The 21,903-nt window shown below is 37.0% G+C and carries 19 protein-coding genes and 2 riboswitches; of the genes, 16 read left to right on the top strand and 3 right to left on the bottom strand.

Features of this window, described 5'->3' with window-relative positions; translation table 11 throughout:
* Positions 1 to 155: 155 nt before the first annotated feature.
* From V7097_RS14505 to V7097_RS14485, 5 genes are all read left to right on the top strand, one after another.
* A complete protein-coding gene (locus V7097_RS14505) occupies positions 156 to 2,123 on the top strand; it encodes a putative thiazole-containing bacteriocin maturation protein (protein ID WP_335704341.1) in 1,968 nt (655 codons plus the stop codon).
* Positions 2,120 to 4,063: a TOMM precursor leader peptide-binding protein gene (locus tag V7097_RS14500; RefSeq protein WP_335704340.1), complete on the top strand. Its 1,944-nt coding sequence runs from the start codon at positions 2,120 to 2,122 to the stop codon at positions 4,061 to 4,063. The genes V7097_RS14505 and V7097_RS14500 overlap by 4 nt, the downstream gene beginning before the upstream one ends.
* Before the next feature lie 21 nt (positions 4,064 to 4,084).
* Positions 4,085 to 5,656 (top strand): SagB family peptide dehydrogenase, encoded by a 1,572-nt coding sequence (locus tag V7097_RS14495; protein ID WP_335704339.1) that lies wholly within the window; start codon positions 4,085 to 4,087, stop codon positions 5,654 to 5,656.
* Positions 5,657 to 6,166: 510 nt separating this feature from the next.
* Positions 6,167 to 7,720 (top strand): AMP-binding protein, encoded by a 1,554-nt coding sequence (locus tag V7097_RS14490; protein WP_335704338.1) that lies wholly within the window; start codon positions 6,167 to 6,169, stop codon positions 7,718 to 7,720.
* Between the two features lie 60 nt (positions 7,721 to 7,780).
* Positions 7,781 to 8,572, top strand: a complete 792-nt coding sequence (locus V7097_RS14485; RefSeq protein WP_335704337.1) for an enoyl-CoA hydratase — start codon at positions 7,781 to 7,783, stop codon at positions 8,570 to 8,572.
* An 83-nt stretch (positions 8,573 to 8,655) separates the two neighbouring features.
* On the opposite strand, the gene V7097_RS14480 is transcribed toward V7097_RS14485, so the two are convergent.
* Positions 8,656 to 8,853, bottom strand: coding sequence for a Fur-regulated basic protein FbpA (locus V7097_RS14480; protein ID WP_335704336.1), 198 nt, complete (start codon positions 8,851 to 8,853; stop codon positions 8,656 to 8,658).
* Between the two features lie 92 nt (positions 8,854 to 8,945).
* Positions 8,946 to 9,049: riboswitch (SAM riboswitch) on the bottom strand.
* A gap of 231 nt (positions 9,050 to 9,280) precedes the next feature.
* Here V7097_RS14480 and V7097_RS14475 point away from each other — a divergent pair.
* From V7097_RS14475 to V7097_RS14445, 7 genes are all read left to right on the top strand, one after another.
* Entirely contained in the window at positions 9,281 to 9,736 is a 456-nt protein-coding gene (locus V7097_RS14475; protein ID WP_335704335.1) for an RrF2 family transcriptional regulator, read from the top strand.
* A gap of 10 nt (positions 9,737 to 9,746) precedes the next feature.
* On the top strand, positions 9,747 to 9,884 hold the full coding sequence (locus V7097_RS14470) for a YezD family protein (RefSeq protein WP_335704548.1): 138 nt from the start codon (positions 9,747 to 9,749) through the stop codon (positions 9,882 to 9,884).
* 138 nt (positions 9,885 to 10,022) lie between these two features.
* Positions 10,023 to 11,051, top strand: a complete 1,029-nt coding sequence (locus V7097_RS14465; RefSeq protein ID WP_335704334.1) for a sulfate ABC transporter substrate-binding protein — start codon at positions 10,023 to 10,025, stop codon at positions 11,049 to 11,051.
* A gap of 17 nt (positions 11,052 to 11,068) precedes the next feature.
* A complete protein-coding gene (cysT, locus tag V7097_RS14460; protein WP_335704333.1) occupies positions 11,069 to 11,905 on the top strand; it encodes a sulfate ABC transporter permease subunit CysT in 837 nt (278 codons plus the stop codon).
* Between the two features lie 20 nt (positions 11,906 to 11,925).
* Entirely contained in the window at positions 11,926 to 12,774 is an 849-nt protein-coding gene (gene cysW, locus V7097_RS14455) for a sulfate ABC transporter permease subunit CysW (RefSeq protein WP_335704332.1), read from the top strand.
* Positions 12,775 to 12,821: 47 nt separating this feature from the next.
* The gene (locus V7097_RS14450) at positions 12,822 to 13,874 is read left to right on the top strand and encodes a sulfate/molybdate ABC transporter ATP-binding protein (RefSeq protein ID WP_335704331.1); all 1,053 of its coding nucleotides are present in this window, start codon (positions 12,822 to 12,824) and stop codon (positions 13,872 to 13,874) included.
* Between the two features lie 775 nt (positions 13,875 to 14,649).
* The gene (locus V7097_RS14445) at positions 14,650 to 15,537 is read left to right on the top strand and encodes a LysR family transcriptional regulator (protein ID WP_438824242.1); all 888 of its coding nucleotides are present in this window, start codon (positions 14,650 to 14,652) and stop codon (positions 15,535 to 15,537) included.
* Positions 15,538 to 15,576: 39 nt separating this feature from the next.
* Here V7097_RS14445 and V7097_RS14440 read toward each other — a convergent pair whose 3' ends face one another.
* Together V7097_RS14440 and V7097_RS14435 are read right to left on the bottom strand one after the other, a co-directional pair.
* Positions 15,577 to 16,473 carry a PhzF family phenazine biosynthesis protein gene (locus V7097_RS14440; RefSeq protein WP_335704329.1) on the bottom strand — a complete coding sequence of 299 codons (897 nt, stop codon included), beginning with the start codon at positions 16,471 to 16,473 and terminating at the stop codon, positions 15,577 to 15,579.
* A gap of 314 nt (positions 16,474 to 16,787) precedes the next feature.
* Complete coding sequence (locus V7097_RS14435) at positions 16,788 to 17,960, bottom strand: MFS transporter (protein ID WP_335704328.1); 1,173 nt, start codon at positions 17,958 to 17,960, stop codon at positions 16,788 to 16,790.
* An 80-nt stretch (positions 17,961 to 18,040) separates the two neighbouring features.
* Between V7097_RS14435 and yeiL the strand changes: the two genes are divergently transcribed.
* The 4 genes from yeiL (at position 18,041) to V7097_RS14415 (ending at position 21,900) form a co-directional block, all read left to right on the top strand.
* The gene (yeiL, locus tag V7097_RS14430; RefSeq protein WP_335704327.1) at positions 18,041 to 18,712 is read left to right on the top strand and encodes a transcriptional regulator YeiL; all 672 of its coding nucleotides are present in this window, start codon (positions 18,041 to 18,043) and stop codon (positions 18,710 to 18,712) included.
* 187 nt (positions 18,713 to 18,899) lie between these two features.
* Positions 18,900 to 19,001: riboswitch (SAM riboswitch) on the top strand.
* Between the two features lie 319 nt (positions 19,002 to 19,320).
* Entirely contained in the window at positions 19,321 to 20,346 is a 1,026-nt protein-coding gene (locus tag V7097_RS14425; RefSeq protein WP_335704326.1) for a methionine ABC transporter ATP-binding protein, read from the top strand.
* Positions 20,336 to 20,998 (top strand): methionine ABC transporter permease, encoded by a 663-nt coding sequence (locus tag V7097_RS14420; RefSeq protein WP_335704325.1) that lies wholly within the window; start codon positions 20,336 to 20,338, stop codon positions 20,996 to 20,998. Before V7097_RS14425 ends, V7097_RS14420 begins: the two co-directional genes overlap by 11 nt.
* A gap of 26 nt (positions 20,999 to 21,024) precedes the next feature.
* Entirely contained in the window at positions 21,025 to 21,900 is an 876-nt protein-coding gene (locus V7097_RS14415; protein WP_335704324.1) for a MetQ/NlpA family ABC transporter substrate-binding protein, read from the top strand.
* The last annotated feature ends 3 nt before the right edge of the window (positions 21,901 to 21,903 follow it).

Raw genomic sequence — 21,903 nt, 5'->3', positions numbered from 1 at the left:
AAATTTAGCATATCAAGAAGTTTAGCCCCTGAAAAAATTACTTTAGGGGCTTTCTCTTTAAGATTAGACATATAAGACAAATTTCTGTACATAGGATTATAGTGATAGTGATGGTACAGAATCTCTAATTGAATATTTTGTAAAGGAGGAACGAAATGACAAAATTAATCCCTTCTATGCGTCTCAAGGTAAAAAGAGACACGTTTTTTCTCCCTTATGCAAACAGCGGTGTATATTTTCGGAACAATACAAGTTCGTTCAGTATGGAAGGAAATACAATCGATAAGTGGGTTGAAAAGCTAATACCGATGTTCAATGGAGAATACACGTTGGAGAATTTAACAGAAGGATTACCCGGACCATACCGAGAGCGGGTATATGAAATTGCGGAAGCGCTATATCGTAACGGATTTGTTCAGGATGTAAGTCAAGATTTGCCGCATCAATTGCCGTCTTATATTACTAAGAAGTATGCATCTCAAATTGAATTCCTGGAAAATTTTGGAGACTCTGGTGCTTACCGCTTTCAAGCTTATCGTCAGTCAAAAGTATTGGCAGTAGGATCTGGCCCATTTTTAGTATCGTTAGTATCTGCATTACTCGAATCTGGATTACCAAAGTTCCATGTGCTAATTACCGACCAAGTATCTACTAATAGAAAGAGGTTGTCAGAACACGTTGTACATGCACATCAAACCGACCCCGAGGTAATGGTAAATGAGTTAACCCTACAAAAGGATGAGATGATGAGTTCATGGCGGGAAATCGTGCAAGAATTTCATTTTATTTTGTATGTGTCACAAGAGGGTGATGTTGAAGAATTGCGGGCTCTTAATGAGATTTGCACGAAAGAGAAGAAGGGGTTTCTCCCCGCTATTTGTTTAGAACACGTAGGTATGGCCGGTCCTCTAGTGCGTCCAGAATCTAGAGGATGTTGGGAATCGGCATGGAGGCGCATACACGAATCTGCACTTCACAACGAACAGCCGCTATCCAATTTCTCTCAAATAGCAGGAGCAATGCTTGCAAATGTAATCGTCTTTGAATTATTCAAAGAGATTACCAGAAGAACCGAATCGGAAAAAGAGGATAATCAATTCTTTCTGCTTAATCTAGATACTTTGGAGGGGAACTGGCATACCTTCATCCCACACCCCTTAGTGACTGGTTTTGCAGAAGCTAAAAGGATACAAGATTTAGATTTACGGAACAAAGAAGGAGAAGGCGCTAATGATGTGGAGAAATTGTTTCTATTTTTCAATCATTTGACATCACCTGAAACCGGAATTCTTCATACCTGGGAAGAAGGGGATTTAAAGCAACTTCCCTTATCACTATGCCGGGTCCAGGCAGCAAACCCTTTGTCAGATGGACCTGCTAAGCTGTTGCCAGAGATTGTCTGTGCTGGTTTGACTCATGTGGAGGCTCGAAGGGAAGCAGGGTTGACAGGGCTTGAAGCCTATGTGTCTCAAACTTTTAATCATTTCTTTAAAACTCTATCACATCAGGAAGTAGATGGTAGTATTGGAGAAAAAAATGAGTTTATTGGTGTAGGAATGGGGGAAACGTTTGCAGAAAGTATTTGCCGGGGATTGCAAAAGTGTTTAGTTGAGGAGCTTAGCGAAAAAAATGTTGAAAAGAGTCATACTGTCTCTCGTGTAGAATTGGCATCTTTAAAAGATAAAAACTGTCAGTTTTATATGCAGGTATTGACTAGGTTGAATGGATCACCGATTATCGGCTTAGGAGAGGAAGTTTCTGGATTCCCTGTTGTTTGGATTGGTACTAATAACCGCTGGTATAGCGGTACAGGTTTGACTATTACAAAGGCATTGGAAAACGCGTTACAACACGCGATTATGAAGGCAGAAAACATTGGGGATTTTCGAACATCTCATGCATCGGAAGTATCTTCCATACTTCTGGAGGATACTGTTCCACTAAGCCTTGAAATACCTTCGTGTGAAGAGATGCCACATTCCGAGATTTTGAATTCGGCTATAAAAGTATTGGAACGAAACGACAAGCAAATCTTGGTATTTGAACTTGAAATAGAACCATTTTGGAAAGAGGAACTGGTTGAGCTATATGGTGTTCTTTTAAAAAAGGAGGGATCCACTTGAATGCTATCGTGGTGATTATCGGAGAAGGTTTTTTAGCGGATCGCGTGTCCGAAGAATTGGCCTCCCATTACATGTTAATTCGTCATCCCGATATTGACTCAGGAATACCAGAAGAGACTAATTTGGTTTTAGTATTGCATGAAGCCTGGAATCCCTCCATTCATCAAAAGGCAGAAGAGTTACTACGCCCTAAGGGAATCCCCTGGTTACGAGGTTTTGTTTCCTTTGGTGAAGGTGTGGTTGGTCCGTTGGTTCGTCCAGGTTCCACAGGTTGTTCCCAATGCGCTGACATGAGACGCCTCATGGCTGGCCGTGACCGAATAGAAATGCAGGATATGCAGAAACACCTTTCTGAACAGAGAGGAATTACTCGTGATGTTTGGGCATCTAACACGGGTCTTTTGCAGATGGCTTATTTTATAGTTGAAGAGGTCAAGAGTATTCTAGGTGGAAGGATCCCTCACTCAGAAGGAAAACTATTATTAATAAACTTGCAAACTCTAAAAAGTTCATGGCATTCCTTTCTCTCAAACCCATTATGTTCAGTATGTGGTGGACTTCCTGACGATTCTGCAAGCAGCGCCAAAATTTCTCTTCAACCTAGTCCTAAGAGCAGCCTTGACAGTTACCGATGCCGTTCTTTAGACGACTTAGAAAAATTCTTAGTTAATGACTATTTGGATCCTAAGACTGGCTTTTTAAATGGGAAAATGTATGACCTCGTGCCGCCTTTTGCCGATGTAGGTGTTAATTTGCCTTTGTTGATAGGTGACGAGGGAGTAGCCGGACGTACTCATTCATACAAAGTAAGTGAATTGACTGCGATATTAGAAGGCTTGGAGCGGTACTGTGGTCTTGCTCCACGTGGAAAAAGAACTGTCATACATGATAGTTTCCGCAATTTAGAAGGAAAAGCACTAAACCCTCTCACCGTAGGTCTTCATGAAGCGGAAAAGTATTCCCAACCTGGTTTTCCGTTTAAACCGTTCGATCCTGATAGCCCAATGAATTGGGTATGGGGCTATTCACTTTTGCATGACCGACCGATTCTTGTTCCAGAGTTGCTTGCCTATTACAGCTTAGGCGATGGGCAGGGTTTTGTTTATGAAACCTCAAACGGATGTGCTTTAGGCGGAAGCCTAGAAGAGGCTATTTTCTACGGAATAATGGAAGTCGTAGAACGCGATTCATTCTTGATGACTTGGTATGCGCAAATGTCACTTCCACAATTAGACCCATATTCATCTAACGATCGGGAATTGGAGTTAATGTTAGATCGAATACGTGCAGTTGCAGGCTATGAAATATTTTTGTTCAACTCGACGATGGAGAACGGAATTCCAAGCGTATGGGCATTGGCAAAAAACAGAAAGAAAGACGGTTTAAATATTATATGTGCAGCAGGAGCGCACCCTGACCCAATACGAGCTGTAAAAAGCGCAGTTCATGAGTTGGCCGGAATGATGCTTACGCTTGACGAGAAATTCGAGGAGAACAAGGGAGAGTATGTTCAAATGTTGCAGGATTCTTCCCTTGTTAAGAAAATGGATGATCATGGCATGCTCTATGGATTGCCGCAAGCTGAAGAGCGTCTAAATTTTTTGCTGCATGAAAATCGTCCAATGCGAACGTTCGCCGAGGAATTCAAGTTGAAGGAGCCTCATTCAGACCTTACCGAAGATCTTAAAGACATTCTTCAGGAGTTTCGTAGATTGAAACTCGATGTAATTGTAGTGGATCAGACGACAGCTGAAACACTAAGAAATGGACTTCACTGTGTAAAAGTATTGATTCCAGGGATGTTGCCGATGACATTCGGTCAGCATCTTACCCGAATAACTGGACTTGAGAGGGTACTTAGGGTACCGATGGAACTTGGGTATGAGAATCAACCTCTTTCACTTGAACAGCTTAATCCACATCCACACCCGTTTCCATAAGATTGACTAGGAGGTAGTAGGATGAGTCTGGATGAATTTCTGCACAACTTACATTTTGATACTGATAAAGTAAGCCCACCAGATAATGTAGTCGACTGGGAAGATTCACCTTTGTCATATAAACTATATCGTGACTTACATGATTTTCCGTTGACTTTAGATGTGCCATTGAAGCTAGAACAGCAGGATGTTCCCAGCAAACCTAATCATAGTAGAATGGGACATTTTCTATGGTATGTATTCGGTCTTAATCAAATAAGCCAATCAGTTTTTACAACGGAGCAAGATGTTGATCTAATGCAGTCGAACAGACGGTTTGTCCCTTCCGGGGGAGCGTTATATCCCAATGAATTATACGTTTATTTGAAATTGGATGATTTGCCTTGGGGAGTATATCACTACGATGTCGCACATCATCGATTGGTATTACTGCGAGAAGGCAATTTCGATTCTTATATCAACCAAGCACTCGGTAATCGTATTGATTTGTCTACGTGTTTTGGTACTGTTTTTATATCAACAATGTTTTGGAAAAATTTCTTTAAATACAATAACTTTTCCTACCGTTTGCAAGGGTTAGATACAGGTGTACTGATAGGACAGTTACTCGAAGTAGCAAAACGATTTGGATTTGAGACAGGTGTGTATTTCCAATTTCTTGATAGGTCAATCAACCATCTGCTCGGCCTTTCCGAGAAGGAAGAAAGCGTATATGCGGTAATCCCACTAACTGTAGAAGCAACAAACTGGAATATTAATCAGAGTGACAGATACGGGATTGTCAATTCCGTGGAATTGTCTAGTAAGCTGACTGAAATTAAGAATGATAATTATTATATACGATCGCGAAATATACTGGAGTATCCAATATTAACAAAGTTGAACGAAGAGTCTTTGATTGAATCAACGGAATCAATTAGGAAAATTAATCCGAAAAATAGAATGATTTGTGAGGGTCGTAAAGTAACTCTTCCTCAAGAGAATCGTTTATCATACGACCTTGCGCCAGTCTTACAAAAACGTTTTTCACCTGACATGGATTTCATTATGGGTAAAGTAAATCAACTAGAATTGGCCACTTTACTACGAGAGGCAACAGCTTCATTCTCATATCGAAATGATTTGGACAGTGAACTAAATGAGCATAATCCCCGCGCCTCACTGTATGGCTGTTTTAATAATGTAGAAGGAATTCCGGATGGAGCCTATTTTTATGACAGGACGACTCATTCGTTACAACAGATAGAACCTGGAGACCATCGACTCAATCTGCAATACGGAATGTCTGCAGATAATGTAAATTTGATCCAAGTTCCACTCTGCTTTCACGTTGCAGGCGATAAGGATCACTACAAAACATCACTAGGCCTAAGAGGCTACCGAATCCAACAAATGGAAGCAGGTATGCTGGTGCAGAGATTACTTTTGGTAGCCTCAGCGATTGGGTGGGGAGGGCATCCACTACTTGGATTTAGTTCGAACGTATCTGATAAAATTTACAAGATGGATTCACATAAAAAAACTAGTTTAATCCAAATACCAATCGGTCCATATCGACCTCGTCCATGGTTAAGAGGTAGCTTACGTTGCTAAAACAAATTACAAGTAAATATTTTAAAAGAGCAAAGATAAAATACATTCTTTGCTTTTTTTGTTAAAAGCAACTGAAACATTATTGTATTAAGACAGGGACAAAAAATAGATGGAGGGGAGGAGGCGCTCCTGTATCCCTTACCATATATACAAATGGTTTCGTTATAAAAGTCTAATCATCCCCATGTACTACCTCGAAAAGTTCATAATTCCACTAATTCTTTCAGATTATGACTATAAAACTGTTCTTTTGAAAGATTAGTAATTTCCATTAGTACATCGTTAATTAGTAATGATTTACCGTTCCTATCACATACATATAAATATAATCAAGTATAAAGGATGTGTAGCTAGACTAGATGCATATTAGTTATATTACAACAATAGCAAATAGTTCATATAAAGTTCGTAATACGGTCAGATGCCCTTCAAAAGTTACAAGTCTGGAATTAGGAGGTAACACCAATTGAATATTCGCTAAACAATTATTCAGGAAATGGGGGAAGTTCATTGGATGTAAGTTTCTTTACAAGAAAAATGGCAAATGATTTTAATCCGTTAAATCAACGAAAAATAGCCATACAAGAAGAATCAGGAAAGTCATGGACGTATTCAGATCTGCACCGTACATCAAACGCTTATGCAAATAAGCTGATCGAATTAGGTGTACGAAAAGGAGACCGTGTGGGCATTTTGCTTTATAACTGTCTTGAATATTTTGGACTTTATTTTGCAACTGCCAAGATTGGAGCTGTTGCCGTTAGGCTTAATTTTCGGCTTTCAAGTGCTGAGCTTGAATATGCATTAAATGATTCGCAGACGAAAGTAGTATGCTTTCATTCAAATTTATCCCAACAACTAGCATCAGTTCTTCATCACGTTTCTGTTGAGCGTTTTATTTGTCTCGAAAATAGTAAAAATGGAATCCCGAGTTGGTCTGAGCCTTGGAGTATTTTGGAAAGCGGGTCATCAGATGAAGTTGAAATCAATGGTATAAAGCTAAGCGATCCAGTTATGCTGATGTATACATCTGGGACAACCGGTAGACCTAAAGGTGCCATTTGGACACATAATACAACTTACTGGTTTTCGGCTATACAGGCATTGAAATGGAAGTTTACTGGAGAAGAAATCGGAATGACCACGGGACCTCTCTATCATGTTGGAGCGATGGAAGATATTGCACTTCCAATCATGATGATGGGGGGAACGGTCATTATTACTAAAAGCCAAGGATTCGAGATTAGTAGAATACTTTCAGTAATTGAAAGTGAAAACGTAACTGATTGCTTTTTATTTCCATTTATGATTTATGAAATGCTAAATTATCTCGACCTTGATAAGTATCAGCTAAGGTCGTTAAAAACGATTTACACCGGTGGTGACTCGTTAATGCCATGGGCACTAGAGCAGTTAAAAGAGAAGTATCCGCATCTAGGGGTTGTTCAAGTTTACGGTTTAACTGAAGGCCAGCCAATTGCGGCTGCTCTCGATCCAGAGGATGTTATTACGAAAGGACATACAGTTGGAAAGCCAATGCCTCTTACAGAAATAAAAATTATTGATGATAATGGAATGCCGCTTCCTGTTGGAGAAGTCGGAGAAATTGCGATTAAAAGTCCAGGAGTTTCAGAGGGGTATTGGAGAAAACCGGAAGCAACAATGGAAACATTCGTAAATGGGTGGTGTAAAACAGGAGATTTGGGAGTGTTCGATCAAGATGGTTATATATCAATTGCAGGCCGAAAGAAAGACATGATACGAAGTGGTGGCGAAAACATTTATGCAGCGGAGATTGAAGATGTGTTATATCGTCACCCGGATGTGAAGGAAGTTACTATCATTGGTATTCCTGATCCGACATATATTGAAGCTGTATGCGCTGTTATTGTGAAGAAGGAAGGGGCCAATCTTACGAAAGAGGTTGTTATTGATTTCTGTAAACAATGCTTGGCTAGCTATAAGAAGCCTAGAAAAGTAATATTTGTTGATGAAATACCTCGTACTCCTTCTGGAAAGGTACAAAAGTACATCTTGCGAAAGCAGTATAGTGGTATGGATTAAAAAATACACAATCTTAATAACATTTAAATTCTATCTATTCAGAAAGCTGAGGAGAAATCAATGAGTAAGATTCATGTTGTTTCCTGGTCGAAGCAAAGCCAAATCGCTAAAATTGTGATCGATAATCCGCCTGTAAATATACTTAGTGCTGACGTTATCGAACAATTGAATCTTGTGATGGATGAAATTGAAAATGATTTTGAAATTAAAGTCGTGATTGTTACTGGTGAAGGCAATAGGGCTTTTGTAGCTGGAGGAGATATTAAGGGATTCCCGGATTGGATGGGAAAAGGGGTGGAGGAAGCAAAGAGAAAGTCACTCTGGCTTCAAGAACCCCTTAATAGAATTGAACGTTTGTCTCAGCCGACTATTGCTGCAATTAACGGTGCAGCATTAGGAGGGGGATGTGAACTGGCTTTATGTTGTGATCTTCGAATAGCGGAGGAACAAATTAAAATTGGGCTTCCTGAAATTAAATTAGGGTTATTTCCAGGTGCAGGTGGAACACAAAGGCTGCCGCGGCTAGTTGGCAAAGCAAAAGCAAAAGAATTGATTTTCACCGGAGAGCCTCTTACCGCAGAAGAAGCCAAACAAATAGGGCTAGTCAATCTTGTCGTTCCTAGAGGAAAATCTTTTGCAAAGGCGTTGGAACTTGCAGAATCTATTAGCAGATTTTCTTTACAAGCACTTTCTTTTGCAAAGCGTTCAATTGATATTGGCTGCGAACAGCTACTTCCTGAAGGCTTAGTCACGGAAGCTGAAAATTTTGGCCATGTTTTTCAAACAAACGATGTAAAGGAAGGCGTTGAAGCGTTTATTCAAAAAAGAGAACCCCAATTTACCGATAAGTAAGCTATAAATTTTTTGGTTCCTCCAATGGAGAGAATCATAGGCTGCAATGTATTGAAAGGCAGCCATGTCTGTTTTTTAATATATTAGAAATTTTTCCACCTTAAGGATGAATGATTAGAGTGTGGATGTACATCAGTTTGAGCTTTAAAATATGCATATTCTAAGTCGGATAAAGTTAACTCAAAAAGGTGTTTTCCACCTTTTTTATATTGGTCAAGCTCAAGCAATTTACCAATTAAATCGTTTCGTCTTTTTTCAACTGAATCTCTTAATAAACTCATAATAAAATCCTCTCCCTTTTATAATATTTTTCAATAAATACCATTGAAAAGATAAGGAGAGGATTTTTTAGTTTGGTTGTGGTCGTAACCTCAACTTATCTTTCAAGCTGTAAGCTTGCAGGATTTAGCACAGTATTCTTATGAATCTGTTGCTGAGGTTTCATAGGGCCAGACCCTCCACCTCTCTTGATAAGCATTTCATATAAAATTTTTTCTTAACTATACCTTATAGTTTAAACCGATAATTCCGATGTGTCTACTGTAATTTATGCATAAAAATTAATTTTATGTGACATTTAATCACGAAGGGCATATATCTATAATTATCTAAAATCTGAATTTGGTAGGTTCTGTCCTTTACCGATTGAGATTTATTATTATCATTGAATGTTGACTGAAACACTCAACAATAAATGGAGGCGAGGCATTGAAAGTATCGAGTAAGGGAGAATACGCATTAAGAGCTCTACTTCTGCTTGGTAGCAATCAAGGAAAGGTATTAGGAATCCAGCAAATATCAGAAAAGACTTTAGTTAGCAATCAATATCTAGAGCAAATCTTACTTCAATTAAAAAAGCTAGGATATGTAATGAGTAAACGGGGAGCAAAAGGTGGTTACCAGCTATACAAGGAACCGAAGAATATTAATATTGGCGAAGTTATTCGGGATTTAGAAGGACCTTTGTCACCTATGAGTTGTGCTTCATTAACAAAATATGAACCTTGTCCCTTGGAAGCAGGTTGTCAATTAAAACCTTTATGGACCTTAGTGCGTGATACAATAGCCTATGTTTTAGAACGAACAACTCTTGAAGATTTGCTAAAAAATGAAATTGTAAAACTGGAAGGAGAGGATTTTGTTGTATTTAAAAGGCAATCTTGAAACCGAAGTAATGAAAAAAATTGCTAGTTTATTAGAAGGACTTGAGTTCGGGACGGTTCAAATAATCGTACATGATTCAAAAATAACCCAAATTGATCGATTAGAAAAACACCGAATTCCATTAAAAAAGACTGAAATAAAAAAGTAAGGAAAGTTATAGATTTTATTAATTGTTGCCAATCGGACCACCGAAGGCCCTTTAGTTCTTCCGTAAATAAAAGTTTGCGGATTACAACTAAAAGGGTTTTTTTGTTAGAAAAATTTCTTAATAATCAAAGGGGTATGAATGAAGATGAAGAAAATGATGATTTCAATGTTATCTTTGTTTCTAATTTTATCGGTAGTAGGTTGTTCCGCTCAACCTTCAACAACAAACAGTGAAGAAATTGAATTATTGAATGTGTCCTATGATCCAACTAGAGAATTGTATGAAGAATTTAATGAGAAATTTGCAGCCTATTGGGAAAAAGAAACGGGCCAAAAAGTAACAATTAATCAATCTCATGGTGGTTCTGGAAAACAATCACGATCTGTTATTGATGGATTGGAGGCAGATATTGTAACACTTGCTTTGGCATATGATATCGATGCAATAGCTGAAACGGGCAAGCTTGCAGAAAACTGGCAAGAAAGATTAGGAAATAATAGTTCTCCTTATACATCAACAATAGTTTTCTTGGTTCGGAAAGGGAATCCAAAAGGAATCAAAGATTGGGATGATCTTGTGAAAGATGGAGTCTCTGTTATTACTCCTAACCCGAAAACTTCCGGTGGTGCTCGCTGGAACTATTTGGCCGCTTGGGGATATGCTTTAGAACAATATAACAATGATACAGAAAAGGCTAAAGAATTTGTCAATAGTCTATTTAAAAATGTACCCGTTTTGGATTCAGGGGCACGTGCATCTACAACAACGTTTGTTGAAAGAGGAATCGGTGACGTATTAATTGCATGGGAAAATGAGGCATTTTTGGCTTTAAATGAGTTAGGAAAAGATGATTTTGAAATAGTGGTTCCATCTATTAGTATCTTGGCAGAACCACCTGTAGCGGTAGTAGACAAAATCGCTGAAAAGCATGGAACTGAGAAGGTAGCAAAAGCTTACTTGGAATATCTCTATACAGATGAAGGGCAGGAAATTGCAGCTAAACATTATTATCGTCCTCGATCTGAAAAAGCAGCTGAAAAGTATGCTGATCTATTTCCAAATATCAACCTCTTTACAATAGATGAAGTATTTGGTGGCTGGAAGAATGCACAAAAAACCCACTTTGATGATGGCGGAGTTTTTGATGAAATTTATCAACCGAAATAATAAAGGAGAGCTAAAAAGTGTATAAAAGGAAAAGCTACCATCGAGTTTTACCGGGTTTCGGACTTTCCATGGGATATACGATTGTCTATCTAAGTCTACTTGTTTTTATTCCTCTTGCAGCCTTATTTTTAAAAGCGTCAACTATGAGCTTTGCTGAATTTTGGAACACTGTAACGGATGAGAGAGTCGTAGCATCTTATCAATTGACCTTTAAAACTTCCTTGATTGCAGCTTTGGTCAACGCCATATTTGGCACTCTAATAGCGTGGGTTTTAGCAAGATATGATTTTTGGGGGAAACGATTTATTGATGCCATTGTTGACCTACCTTTTGCCCTGCCCACAGCTGTAGCCGGAATCGCTTTAACTGCAATATATGCACCAAACGGATGGATTGGTCAATTCTTTGAAAGTATAGGAGTTAAAGTAGCTTTCACACCTCTTGGAATAATGATTGCCCTAACATTTATTGGGCTTCCATTTGTTGTTCGTTCTGTTCAGCCGGTTTTACTCGATTTAAATCCACAATATGAAGAGGCAGCATCTACTTTAGGCGCAAATTCAATTCAAGTATTTATCAAGATCATCCTTCCAACCATATTCCCAGCAATCCTGACAGGTTTCGCCCTTGCTTTTGCAAGGGCTTTAGGGGAATACGGTTCAGTTGTATTCATTTCGGGTAATATGCCAATGAAAACGGAAATTGTCCCATTACTGATTATTACAAAACTAGAACAATATAATTATGCAGGTGCAGCTGCAATTGCAGCCGTCATGCTTATTTTTTCTTTCATTCTCTTATTTTTTATTAATTTTTGGCAGTGGAGGACTGCTAAAAAACATCAGACAACCTAGGAAAGGAGGCTAATTTATTTATGAGGAAGAACAATAGTCCCAGAAACAAGAATAATCTTACATCTAGAGAAAGTAATTCAAATAAATGGATTCTTATTACGATTGCCCTTTTCTTTTTAGGAATCCTTATTCTATTGCCATTAATCGTGGTTTTTACAGAAGCTTTAAGTAAAGGATTCAACTTGTATATTGCATCATTGACTGAGCGTGATGCGTTAAACGCCATTAAATTGACACTTGTCACAGCGGCAATCGTAGTCCCAATAAACACGTTGTTTGGGGTAATATCCGCATGGGCAATCACTAAATTTGATTTTAAAGGTAAAAATATGCTCATCACTTTAATTGATATCCCATTTGCTGTTTCTCCGGTAATCGCAGGATTAATATTTGTTCTCTTGTTTGGAGCCCAGGGAATTTTAGGTCCATTTTTAGAATCAAATAATATACAAATTATTTTTGCAGTGCCTGGCATCATTTTGGCAACTATATTTGTAACGTTACCTTTTGTTATTCGGGAACTACTGCCAATCATGCAAGAACAGGGAACAGAAGAAGAAATGGCTGCTACTACCCTCGGAGCGAATGGTTGGCATATATTTTTTCGTGTAACATTACCAAATATAAAATGGGCCTTGCTATATGGCGTTATTCTTTGCAATGCCCGAGCTATGGGCGAATTTGGAGCAGTATCAGTAGTTTCTGGACATATAAGAGGATTAACGAATACGATTCCTCTTCATGTTGAAATTTTATATAACGAATATAACTTTACTGCTGCGTTTGCGATTGCATCAATCTTAGCTTTGCTTGCGCTAGTAACCTTAGTTATTAAAGCTATAGTAGAATGGAAAACTAATAAAATCTAATAAAACTTTGAAATTCATTTTCTATCAATTTCATTGGAGGCTTCATAATGGAAATAAAAATTCAGGATGTTTCGAAAGTCTTTGGAACGTTTCGTGCTGTGAAAAATATCGATTTAGAGATACAAAACGGAAATTTTGTAGCTTTATTAGGACCATCCGGTTCTGGAAAAACTACATTGCTTAGAATTATCGCCGGTCTGGAGGGTTTGGAATCTGGAACCATTTTGTTTAATGGAAATGATTATACATTAAAATCGGTTAAAGAAAGGAAAATAGGCTTTGTTTTCCAAAATTATGCATTATTCAAGCATTTGACAGTTTTTAATAATATTGCTTTCGGATTAAAGGTTAAGCCGCGCAAAGTTCGCCCTTCTAATTTTGAAATTAAAGAAAAAGTAAATAACTTGTTAAAACTAGTTCAACTTGAACAGTTTGCAGAAAGATACCCTTCACAGCTTTCAGGTGGGCAGCGACAGCGTGTTGCATTAGCAAGGGCACTTGCTGTTGATCCAGAGGTTCTGCTTCTCGATGAACCCTTTGGAGCACTTGATGCAAAGGTACGAGAGGAGATGCGTCAATGGTTAAGACAAATACACCAAAAGTTAAACATAACAACAATTTTTGTTACTCATGACCAAGAAGAAGCTTTAGAAATGTCTGATAAAGTAGTGGTAATGAATAATGGACATATTGAACAAATTGGAACGCCTGAAGAAGTTTATCATTATCCTGCTAATGCATTTGTTTGTAGATTCTTAGGGAAAGTCAATACATTCAGAGGGGAGTCTTTATTACAGTATACAGATTCATCGGACAAAATTGAAAAAGGAGTTGGCTACATTAGACCACATGACATTGTTTTGCAAAAACGTCCCCTAGACAATCTTGTACCTTCGGAGATTACCCATATTCTTACAATTGGTTCAACCGTAAGAATAATATTAAGAAGGATCGATACTGACGAGTTATTTGAAACTGAGATGCTTACAAATCAATATAACGAGTTAGGTCATATAAATAAAGGCGACATCCTATATGCAGATTTTAAAAAAATAATATTTTTTTCTAACGATACAACAAATAATGCTTTTTCAGTTTAGGAAATAATATTTAATTTTTTATTTAGTGTTAGTGAAAAGGCTTTGAAAGTGATAGAGGCTAATCATACCACTGCGTATTATTTAAATCTATCTAGCTATCGTGAGTGTGTAGCAAGATGAATGTTACACTTCGCTCATTAAGGGTCTATCTTTGTGTGCGATTTAATTAAGGAGGAGGATGGACTTTCGAAAACGGTTCAACGACATGAAGTAATGAAAAACATGTATTCTGGGAGTACATTAATAAATGGATAGGGAAGTAGCTTCAAAAAACGAGATCACCTTAACTTTACATGTGGCTAATGGGTGGATAAAAAGAAAGGAAATACTTTAAAACTATCGAAAAATTACTGGAACATCAATCACATACTAGTCGGCAGTATTCTTCTAAAATATATGGATTAACTACAGTGAACCGTACCATAAGTAAATGAGGTTTTTAGAAAGTGTCAAATACTCTGTTTTACTATCTATTTAATATTTCAAGAAAATAAATGAGCAGGCAGATATGGGAGCCTGCTCATTTATTGTTTTTTTAATTAATGAAGTTAAATTTGTAGGGTTTTACGGCCTATTTGGATCAGCCTTTACCGATAAATAGATTCTTATTGTACTACCCTTTTTTAATTAGTTATATTGATAGTATAGTAAGGTTTTTGACTGAGTGAAAAAGAAACGATTTACGGTTTTGATTAATTTATTTCCGATGTTATCGATTATTGCATTTTTCAGTTTCATGGTATTGAACAATAAAAAAAAATCTTTGATGAACGGGGTGAGGGCGTTGTCAATTTTCCAGTATGAAGTTTTTTTAACAGTTGTTGAAAGTGGCAGTTTTACAAAAGCTGGTGAAAAACTAGGTTTGACTCAATCAGGGGTAAGCCATAACATTTCAACACTTGAAACAGAATTAGGAATTGTATTGCTTCTACGTAATCGGAATGGAATAGCCTTAACCGATGCAGGAGAGCGAGTTTTACCACATATTCGTCAGATACTTCATTATGAAAAAATGCTTGAGCAGGAAGCAGCACTTATTCAAGGAATCGAAGTAGGAAGCATAAAAATCGGTACCTTCCCTAGTTTTTCGTCAAGATTTCTCCCGGGTCTCATTCGTATCTTTATAAAAAAATATCCAGGTATCCAGATAGAGCTTTACGAAGGTGGCTATGGCGATATTAAAGAATGGATCTCTTTAGGAGCAATTGATATGGGTTTTTTAGCGCTCCCATCCAAGGAATTTGATACCATTCAATTATTCAAAGGCGAATTATTTGTTTTAGTACATGAAAGCCACCGAATGAACACACTTAAACGAGTACCGGTAAAATCAATACATAATGAGCCATTTATAATGCCGAAAGCAGGCTGTGATGTTTTAGTAAAGAGGCTTATAAGAGAAAATAACGTACATCTGAATGTGATTTTTGAAAAAGAAGATAACAATACAATCATTTCTATGGTTCAAGAAGGGCTAGGGATAACCATTATCCCTGAAATAGTCTTACCGAAAAACATTCCTAACACGAAAGTGATTCCGATTGAAACAGATTTGTATCGCGAAATAGGTATAGCCATAAAATCTATTAAGCTAGCGTCACCTTCAGTAAAGAAATTTATAGAGATTACAAAAGAAAAATTTAAACAAGACCAGCTTGAATAATAAGTTCTTTATAAGGAATCTATTTCAAGTTGATCTTGTTTATAAAGTTAAGATGCCACGAATGGTAATGGTTGCTGCTCCTGACACTTTGATGACTGGTCTTGATTCATGTGGGATGACCGACACGTAAAGCATTCCAGGTCTTCCAATTGCATTTCCTTGAGCGATTTTAAGATGTGTCGGTTCACTTGAAGGAATAATTCCTTCTAAATAAAGTAAACCAGCTAATGCTCCATTTGCAGCACCAGTAACAGGATCCTCAGGAATACCAATACCAGGTGCGAAATCTCTTGTATATAAATCATATTCTTTTGATGTGTTAAAAGTATAAAGATGTGTCGTACTGATATTATGTTCTTTATTATGCTTTCCTAAAGCCGCTAAGTCTGGAATTGCTTGGTCAATGTCAAATTGATCTTTAATTGGAACGAGTAAATGCCAGTTACCTGTATTAGCTAGTTTAATTGGGTAGTTTAGGTCGATACTTGTAACTTTGACACCAATTAGCTGACTAAGCTCTACAAGATCAATTGCGAAATCTTTGATTTTTGGAGTAACTTGTGTCATTACCACATCAATTAGGTTTCCATTTTCTTTATGCCAAATAACAGGTACATTACCAATGTTCGTTTCTAATACAATGCCTTCTTTTTTCTCTGCTAAACCAAACTCTGTCGCCAAAAGCCAGGTTAACCCAACTGTTGCATGTCCGCAAAAATTGATTTCTTCAACTGGAGTAAAAAATTTCACCTTATAATCTACCTCTTCATTGTTTGAAGGTAGTAAAAATACAGATTCAGGTAAATTTAGCTCTTTTGCAATACTTTGCATTTCATCTTCAGTTAATCTTTCAGCATCTAACACTACGCCTGCTGTATTACCTCCAAATTTTTCGGTTGTAAAAGCATCTACATGATAAACTCTGATTTCTCTCATCTTTTATTAACTCCTTTCAAACAATTCTTAATACCTCCATACTATGCCTTGATGTTGCATTAGTAAAATGAATCTTTTTTATGTAATAAATCGAAAATACTAATGCAATTTAAACCTCAATTAGAATTATTAGGGAGAACCGTATCAGATGTAAATGAGGTTTTTCTAATTTGTTATGCATAGTTACAAAAAGGATGAGACTTATCTAAATCAGTGATATCTCATCTTTTTTGTTTTGGCTATAAAAGGTTAGAAAAACAATAATAGTGAAGTTGAAAAAATGGATCAGCTTTATAGGACTTAGAATAGAAGTTTTAGATAGAAAATAAAACTTCCTTTCTAAGTTCAAGCTTTCGATATACAAGCGCAATCAACATTGCTGGTAGGGTACAAACTATCATCCCGATAAAGGCAAATCTTGGCTCAATTTCGTATAAATAACCCCCGAAAATTGTAAACACTGCAGTGCTCCAGCTAAGTGCAAGGGCTGAGTATATGCCTTGTGCTTTCGGTATCTGTGCGAGTGGAATGTTGTTGGTTAAGTATTTCATAAAGGCATAATGCGCCATAGCAAATGAGAATGCATGTAAAGTTTGTGCGATACAGAAAACAATAACATTCGGAAAGGCAAACACTAATATCCAACGTAGGGAAGAGCCAATTGCGGCTAACATCAAAAGTGTGCCTGTTGAAAATCTATTAAAGCTTTTATCTGCAAGTGAAAAGAAAATGATTTCTGCTATCACGGCAATGTTAATAATCAGACCAATTAGATATATTGGTGCATGGATATCTTGTAGAAAAATATAGCCATAATTGTAATAAGTAGCATGTGCAGCTTGAAGTAAAATGACAATAATAAGTACTAACATAAAATGTTTGATGCGAAATAGATGTAACATACTTACTTTTTGTGTCTGATCTACTTGTGGCTTTTTAGATAAAATATCAGGCGCACTCATAAAACTAAGACACAAAAATCCAATTATACCGAGCAATAGTGCCCAGAAAATAACTTCATCTCCAAACATTCCTGTAAAAATGGTTAAAATTATGCCGACTGAGACAAATCCAATGGATCCCCATCGACGACTTCTTCCATAGTGTATTAACTGTTTACTTTGCACAAGGACACTAGCAGCACTATCTAAAGCTGGCATCAAAGTTGGATAAAATATGTGTAAAACAATCGTTACTATTAGTAAACTAGCAAAGGAACTTGCCGGAATATAACAAAGAAGTGCAACCAGTGTGCCGATTCCTGCCACATTTAATTGAATTTTATGGCTAAATCTCTCTGATAAATAAGGAAATGCAAATAATGTGGACAGGCCTCTTGCGATTAAACCGAGGCTCATGATTAAACTAGCTTCTGAGACTGTAATTCCTTTTGTAAAAATCATCCAACCTGACCAATAAGGTAGAAAAATACCCCATGTCATAAAAAAACTAAAAAAATGTGTACTCATCCAACGTTGTGTATTCATACTTACCCTCCTTATTGATCGCATGATATCATGGAATATATAGAATTAATATGAGATATCTCATGTTTTTGAGGTGGAGTATGGAAATTTACAAAGGTGAGAAGAAACGGCTGTATTTGGAAAATAACTCAATAGCACATCTATTTTCCTTTCAAGTTGAAGAGTTTATAGAAGTGCACGAATATCAACGTGGTGAATGGATTATTCAAGAGGGAAGGAGACCGGATTTTTTATTTTATGTAACGGAAGGAAAAGCAAAAATATATGTAACACATCAAAATGGGAAAGTATCTTTAATAAATTTTATTAGTGCAAATGACTACATTGGGGAGATGGAATTATTAAATGATGTGTACTATACAAAGGGAATTCAAGTATCAACGAAGACTATTTGTTTTGCACTTCCATTTTATCGATATCGCGCAAAATTACTTGGGGATACAAAGTTTCTACGTGAATTAACTAAGTTATTAAGTGTAAAAGCAACACTTATGGCAGCAAAGTATTCACAGAGCCTCGCTTTCCCTCTTGAAAATAGGCTTGCCGATTTTATTTTGCAAACTGCTGATGAAGGGATTTATAGGGAGAAACACGTAATAGTTTGTGATTATTTAGGTGTATCTTATCGGCACCTATTGCATGTACTTACAAAATTTTGCGATAAAAATTACCTGCAAAAGGAAGGTCGGAACTACCAAATTAAACAACACCATTCCTTGTATGAACTTGCCGAGGTGTTGAAAAATAAATAACTATATAGATAAAAGGATATTGTTCAATCACCAAATAGGAAAAGTTAAATACTCATTTAGATACATTATGATTAACCGTATCATAAGTAAATTATTACCTAAAATAATAACAAGAATTTTTAAAAAACTTATTGACAATTAAAGGTGTTCCATGTAACTTATTAAGTACAATTAAATTATCGATGAATTCTTATCCAGAGAGGTGGAGGGACTGGCCCTTTGAAGCCTCGGCAACAGACTAGTTAGTACTGTGCCAAATCCTGCAAGCAAAGAGCTTGAAAGATAAGAAGAGAAGATTAAATTTAAACTTTAAACTCTCTTCTTTGGTGAAGAGGGTTTTATTTTTTGCCAAAATTACGTGCTCATTGGTCAATTAGGGCATTGAATGAATAGGGGGGATGGGAAAGTATGGCTCCGTAACTAGAAAGATTACATATAAAAAAATACTATGCCGATTAGACAACTAAAGGCATCTTTATCCAATAGCTTCTTTTGATGATATTGGAATAAGGATGCCTTTTTTTCTTGTCTTTTTTAAAGGGGATTCGTTTTCTAGGAGTAAAACTTTGGGTCATTAAAAGTGACCATAAACAGAGGGGGATTACAAGTTGATTAAGTTTGAGGAAGTAAGTAAGGTTTTTAGTTCCGGTGGGAAAGAGATACAAGCGGTAAAAGATATTTCCTTAACAATTTCAAAAGGAGAAATCTTTGGGGTGGTTGGATTTAGTGGTGCTGGTAAAAGTACATTGCTCCGACTCGTTAATTTACTGGAACGTCCTACGTCTGGAAGGGTATTGGTTAACGACTTAGACATTTCTAGTATTTCTCAAGCAAATCTACGGAAATTACGAAGAAAAATAGGGATGATCTTTCAATCTTTTAATCTTTTTAACTCACGTACAGTATATGGAAATATCGCTTATCCTTTAAAACTTGCTAAGATGCCGAAACAGCAAATTGACAACCGTGTGAAAGAATTACTTCAATTTGTTGGTTTGCAAGATAAGGCAGATCAATACCCAGAGCAGCTCTCGGGTGGACAAAAGCAAAGAGTCGGTATTGCAAGAGCGCTTGCGACATCACCAGACATTCTTATTTGTGATGAAGCGACTTCTGCGTTGGATCCCGAAACAACAGGAGAAATCCTTCAATTATTACGTAAGGTTAATGAAGAGTATAATATTACAATTTTGCTTATTACTCATGAGATGCATGTAATCCGTAGTATTTGTCATCGAATGGCCGTTATGGAAAATGGATCTGTGATTGAAGAAGGAAATGTTTATGATATATTTTCGAACCCACAATCAAAAACGACGAAAAACTTTATTAGTTCTGTGTTAAACGACAAGCTTTCTAGCAAACTTTTAGAAAAATTGCGCAATAACCATTCAGGAAATTTGTATCGTGTGATTTTTTCAGGTGGTGCTTCTAGTGAGCCAATACTGTCACGAGTAACGAGAAAGCATGGGATTGATTTCAATATTATTTACGGAAGCATTAACGAGTTACAGGATCAATTGTTTGGTAGTTTAATTGTTGAGTTTCAGGGTTCCGATCAATTAATTCAGCAAGTAATCAATGAACTTGAACAAATTGTTGAAATAAGGGAGGTGATTAACCATGAGAGTTGATTGGAGTACATTTTGGCCTCGTATTGTCGAAGCAACTGGTGAAACGATTTTGATGGTAGTTTTTACGTTAGTTTTTTCAAGCATTATTGGTATAGCAATGGGGGTGCTCTTTTTTGTCACACGTAAAGGGAACATATTGGAAAATAAATATATATTTCTCGTACTTAACTTATTAGTGAATATTGTTCGTCCAATCCCTTTTATTATTTTGCTTGTTGCACTCAGTCCCTTAACTCGGGCAGTAATGGGTACAACGATTGGAACGGCAGCAGCAATTTTCCCTATGACAATAGCTGCATGCTTTGCGGTTGCTAGGATAGTAGAGAGTAACCTTGTCTCGATTGAACCAGGAATTATTGAAGCTGCACAGGCTATGGGTGCAAGCCCAGCCCGCATAATATTTGGCGTACTTATACCTGAGGCTTTGGGTCCTCTGATTCTTGGTCTCACCTTTGTTACTGTTGGGCTTGTTGATTTCTCAGCAATGGCCGGAACAGTTGGTGGTGGCGGATTAGGTGACCTAGCAATGACATATGGTTACCAGAGGTTTGATACATCGGTAATGATTGTCACAGTTGTTATATTAATACTACTCGTTCAAATCGCACAGTTTTCGGGGAACTTTTTATCTAGATTCTTTTTACGAAGATAATTTTTTAAAAAAGGAGAGAGTTTTATATGAAAAAGAGATTGATTATTTTCTTATCCATGGTGGTTTTAATTTCAATACTTACAGCGTGCAATAATAGTACATCCGGAAAATCCAATGAGGTAGTAAAGATTGGTGTAACAGGTGCTGATGGACCTTATTGGAAGCTAATAGAAGAAAAAGCAAAGGAAAAAGGTATCATAATTGAGTTAGTAGAGTTTTCCGATTACATTCAGCCTAATAATGCTTTAGCAAATGGAGAGATTGACATGAATTCTTTCCAACATCTTGCTTTTCTAGGTCCTGCTAACGTAGAGAATGGTTTTAAAATTGTTCCGATTGCTTCGACGACAATTAACCCAACAGGTATTTATTCTGAAAAACATGATAATTTATCAGACATACCAGATCGTTCACAAATAGCGGTTTCAAACGACCCTGCAAACCTTGGAAGAGGCTTAATTTTATTAGAAGCTGCAGGATTAATTGAGCTAAAAAATGGTGTTGGTATTTACGGAACTCTAGATGATATTGCGAAGAACCCGAAAAACCTAGAAATCGTTCCAGTCGTTTCTCAACAAACTGCACAGGCGCTTCAGGATGTTGCCGCATCTCTAATAAATAATGGTATTGCTGGTCAAGCAGGATTGAATTTTAAGGATGCGTTATTATATGACGATCCAGAAAGTGAAGAAGCAAGACCATATGTTAATGTATTTGCTGTTCGCGAAGAGGATAAAGACAATGAAACATACAAAACGATTGCAAAGCTATACCAGGAAGCTGACGTTAAAGAGGCTGTCATAGCAGATACGAATGGAGGAAGTATTGTCGTTGATATTCCTGCTGAAGATCTTCAAAAGACTTTAAAGCAGTTAGAAGAAAGCATTAAGAATAGCCAATAATTA

Source organism: Bacillus sp. JJ1562 (genome assembly GCF_036962705.1).
GTDB lineage: Bacteria > Bacillota > Bacilli > Bacillales > Bacillaceae_L > Ferdinandcohnia.
This window is presented reverse-complemented; position numbering and strand designations above follow the sequence as displayed.

Excerpts from the sequence above, each read along its gene's own strand:
- V7097_RS14440 (WP_335704329.1), bottom strand. The coding sequence starts at position 16,473 with ATGAGAGAAATCAGAGTTTATCATGTAGATGCTTTTACAACCGAAAAA.
- V7097_RS14505 (WP_335704341.1), top strand. The coding sequence starts at position 156 with ATGACAAAATTAATCCCTTCTATGCGTCTCAAGGTAAAAAGAGACACG.
- V7097_RS14450 (WP_335704331.1), top strand. The coding sequence starts at position 12,822 with ATGGAAATAAAAATTCAGGATGTTTCGAAAGTCTTTGGAACGTTTCGT.
- V7097_RS14415 (WP_335704324.1), top strand. The coding sequence starts at position 21,025 with ATGAAAAAGAGATTGATTATTTTCTTATCCATGGTGGTTTTAATTTCA.
- yeiL (WP_335704327.1), top strand. The coding sequence starts at position 18,041 with ATGGAAATTTACAAAGGTGAGAAGAAACGGCTGTATTTGGAAAATAAC.
- V7097_RS14480 (WP_335704336.1), bottom strand. The coding sequence starts at position 8,853 with ATGAGTTTATTAAGAGATTCAGTTGAAAAAAGACGAAACGATTTAATT.
- V7097_RS14470 (WP_335704548.1), top strand. The coding sequence starts at position 9,747 with ATGAAAAAAATTGCTAGTTTATTAGAAGGACTTGAGTTCGGGACGGTT.
- V7097_RS14495 (WP_335704339.1), top strand. The coding sequence starts at position 4,085 with ATGAGTCTGGATGAATTTCTGCACAACTTACATTTTGATACTGATAAA.
- V7097_RS14420 (WP_335704325.1), top strand. The coding sequence starts at position 20,336 with ATGAGAGTTGATTGGAGTACATTTTGGCCTCGTATTGTCGAAGCAACT.
- V7097_RS14465 (WP_335704334.1), top strand. The coding sequence starts at position 10,023 with ATGAAGATGAAGAAAATGATGATTTCAATGTTATCTTTGTTTCTAATT.
- V7097_RS14435 (WP_335704328.1), bottom strand. The coding sequence starts at position 17,960 with ATGAATACACAACGTTGGATGAGTACACATTTTTTTAGTTTTTTTATG.
- V7097_RS14485 (WP_335704337.1), top strand. The coding sequence starts at position 7,781 with ATGAGTAAGATTCATGTTGTTTCCTGGTCGAAGCAAAGCCAAATCGCT.
- cysW (WP_335704332.1), top strand. The coding sequence starts at position 11,926 with ATGAGGAAGAACAATAGTCCCAGAAACAAGAATAATCTTACATCTAGA.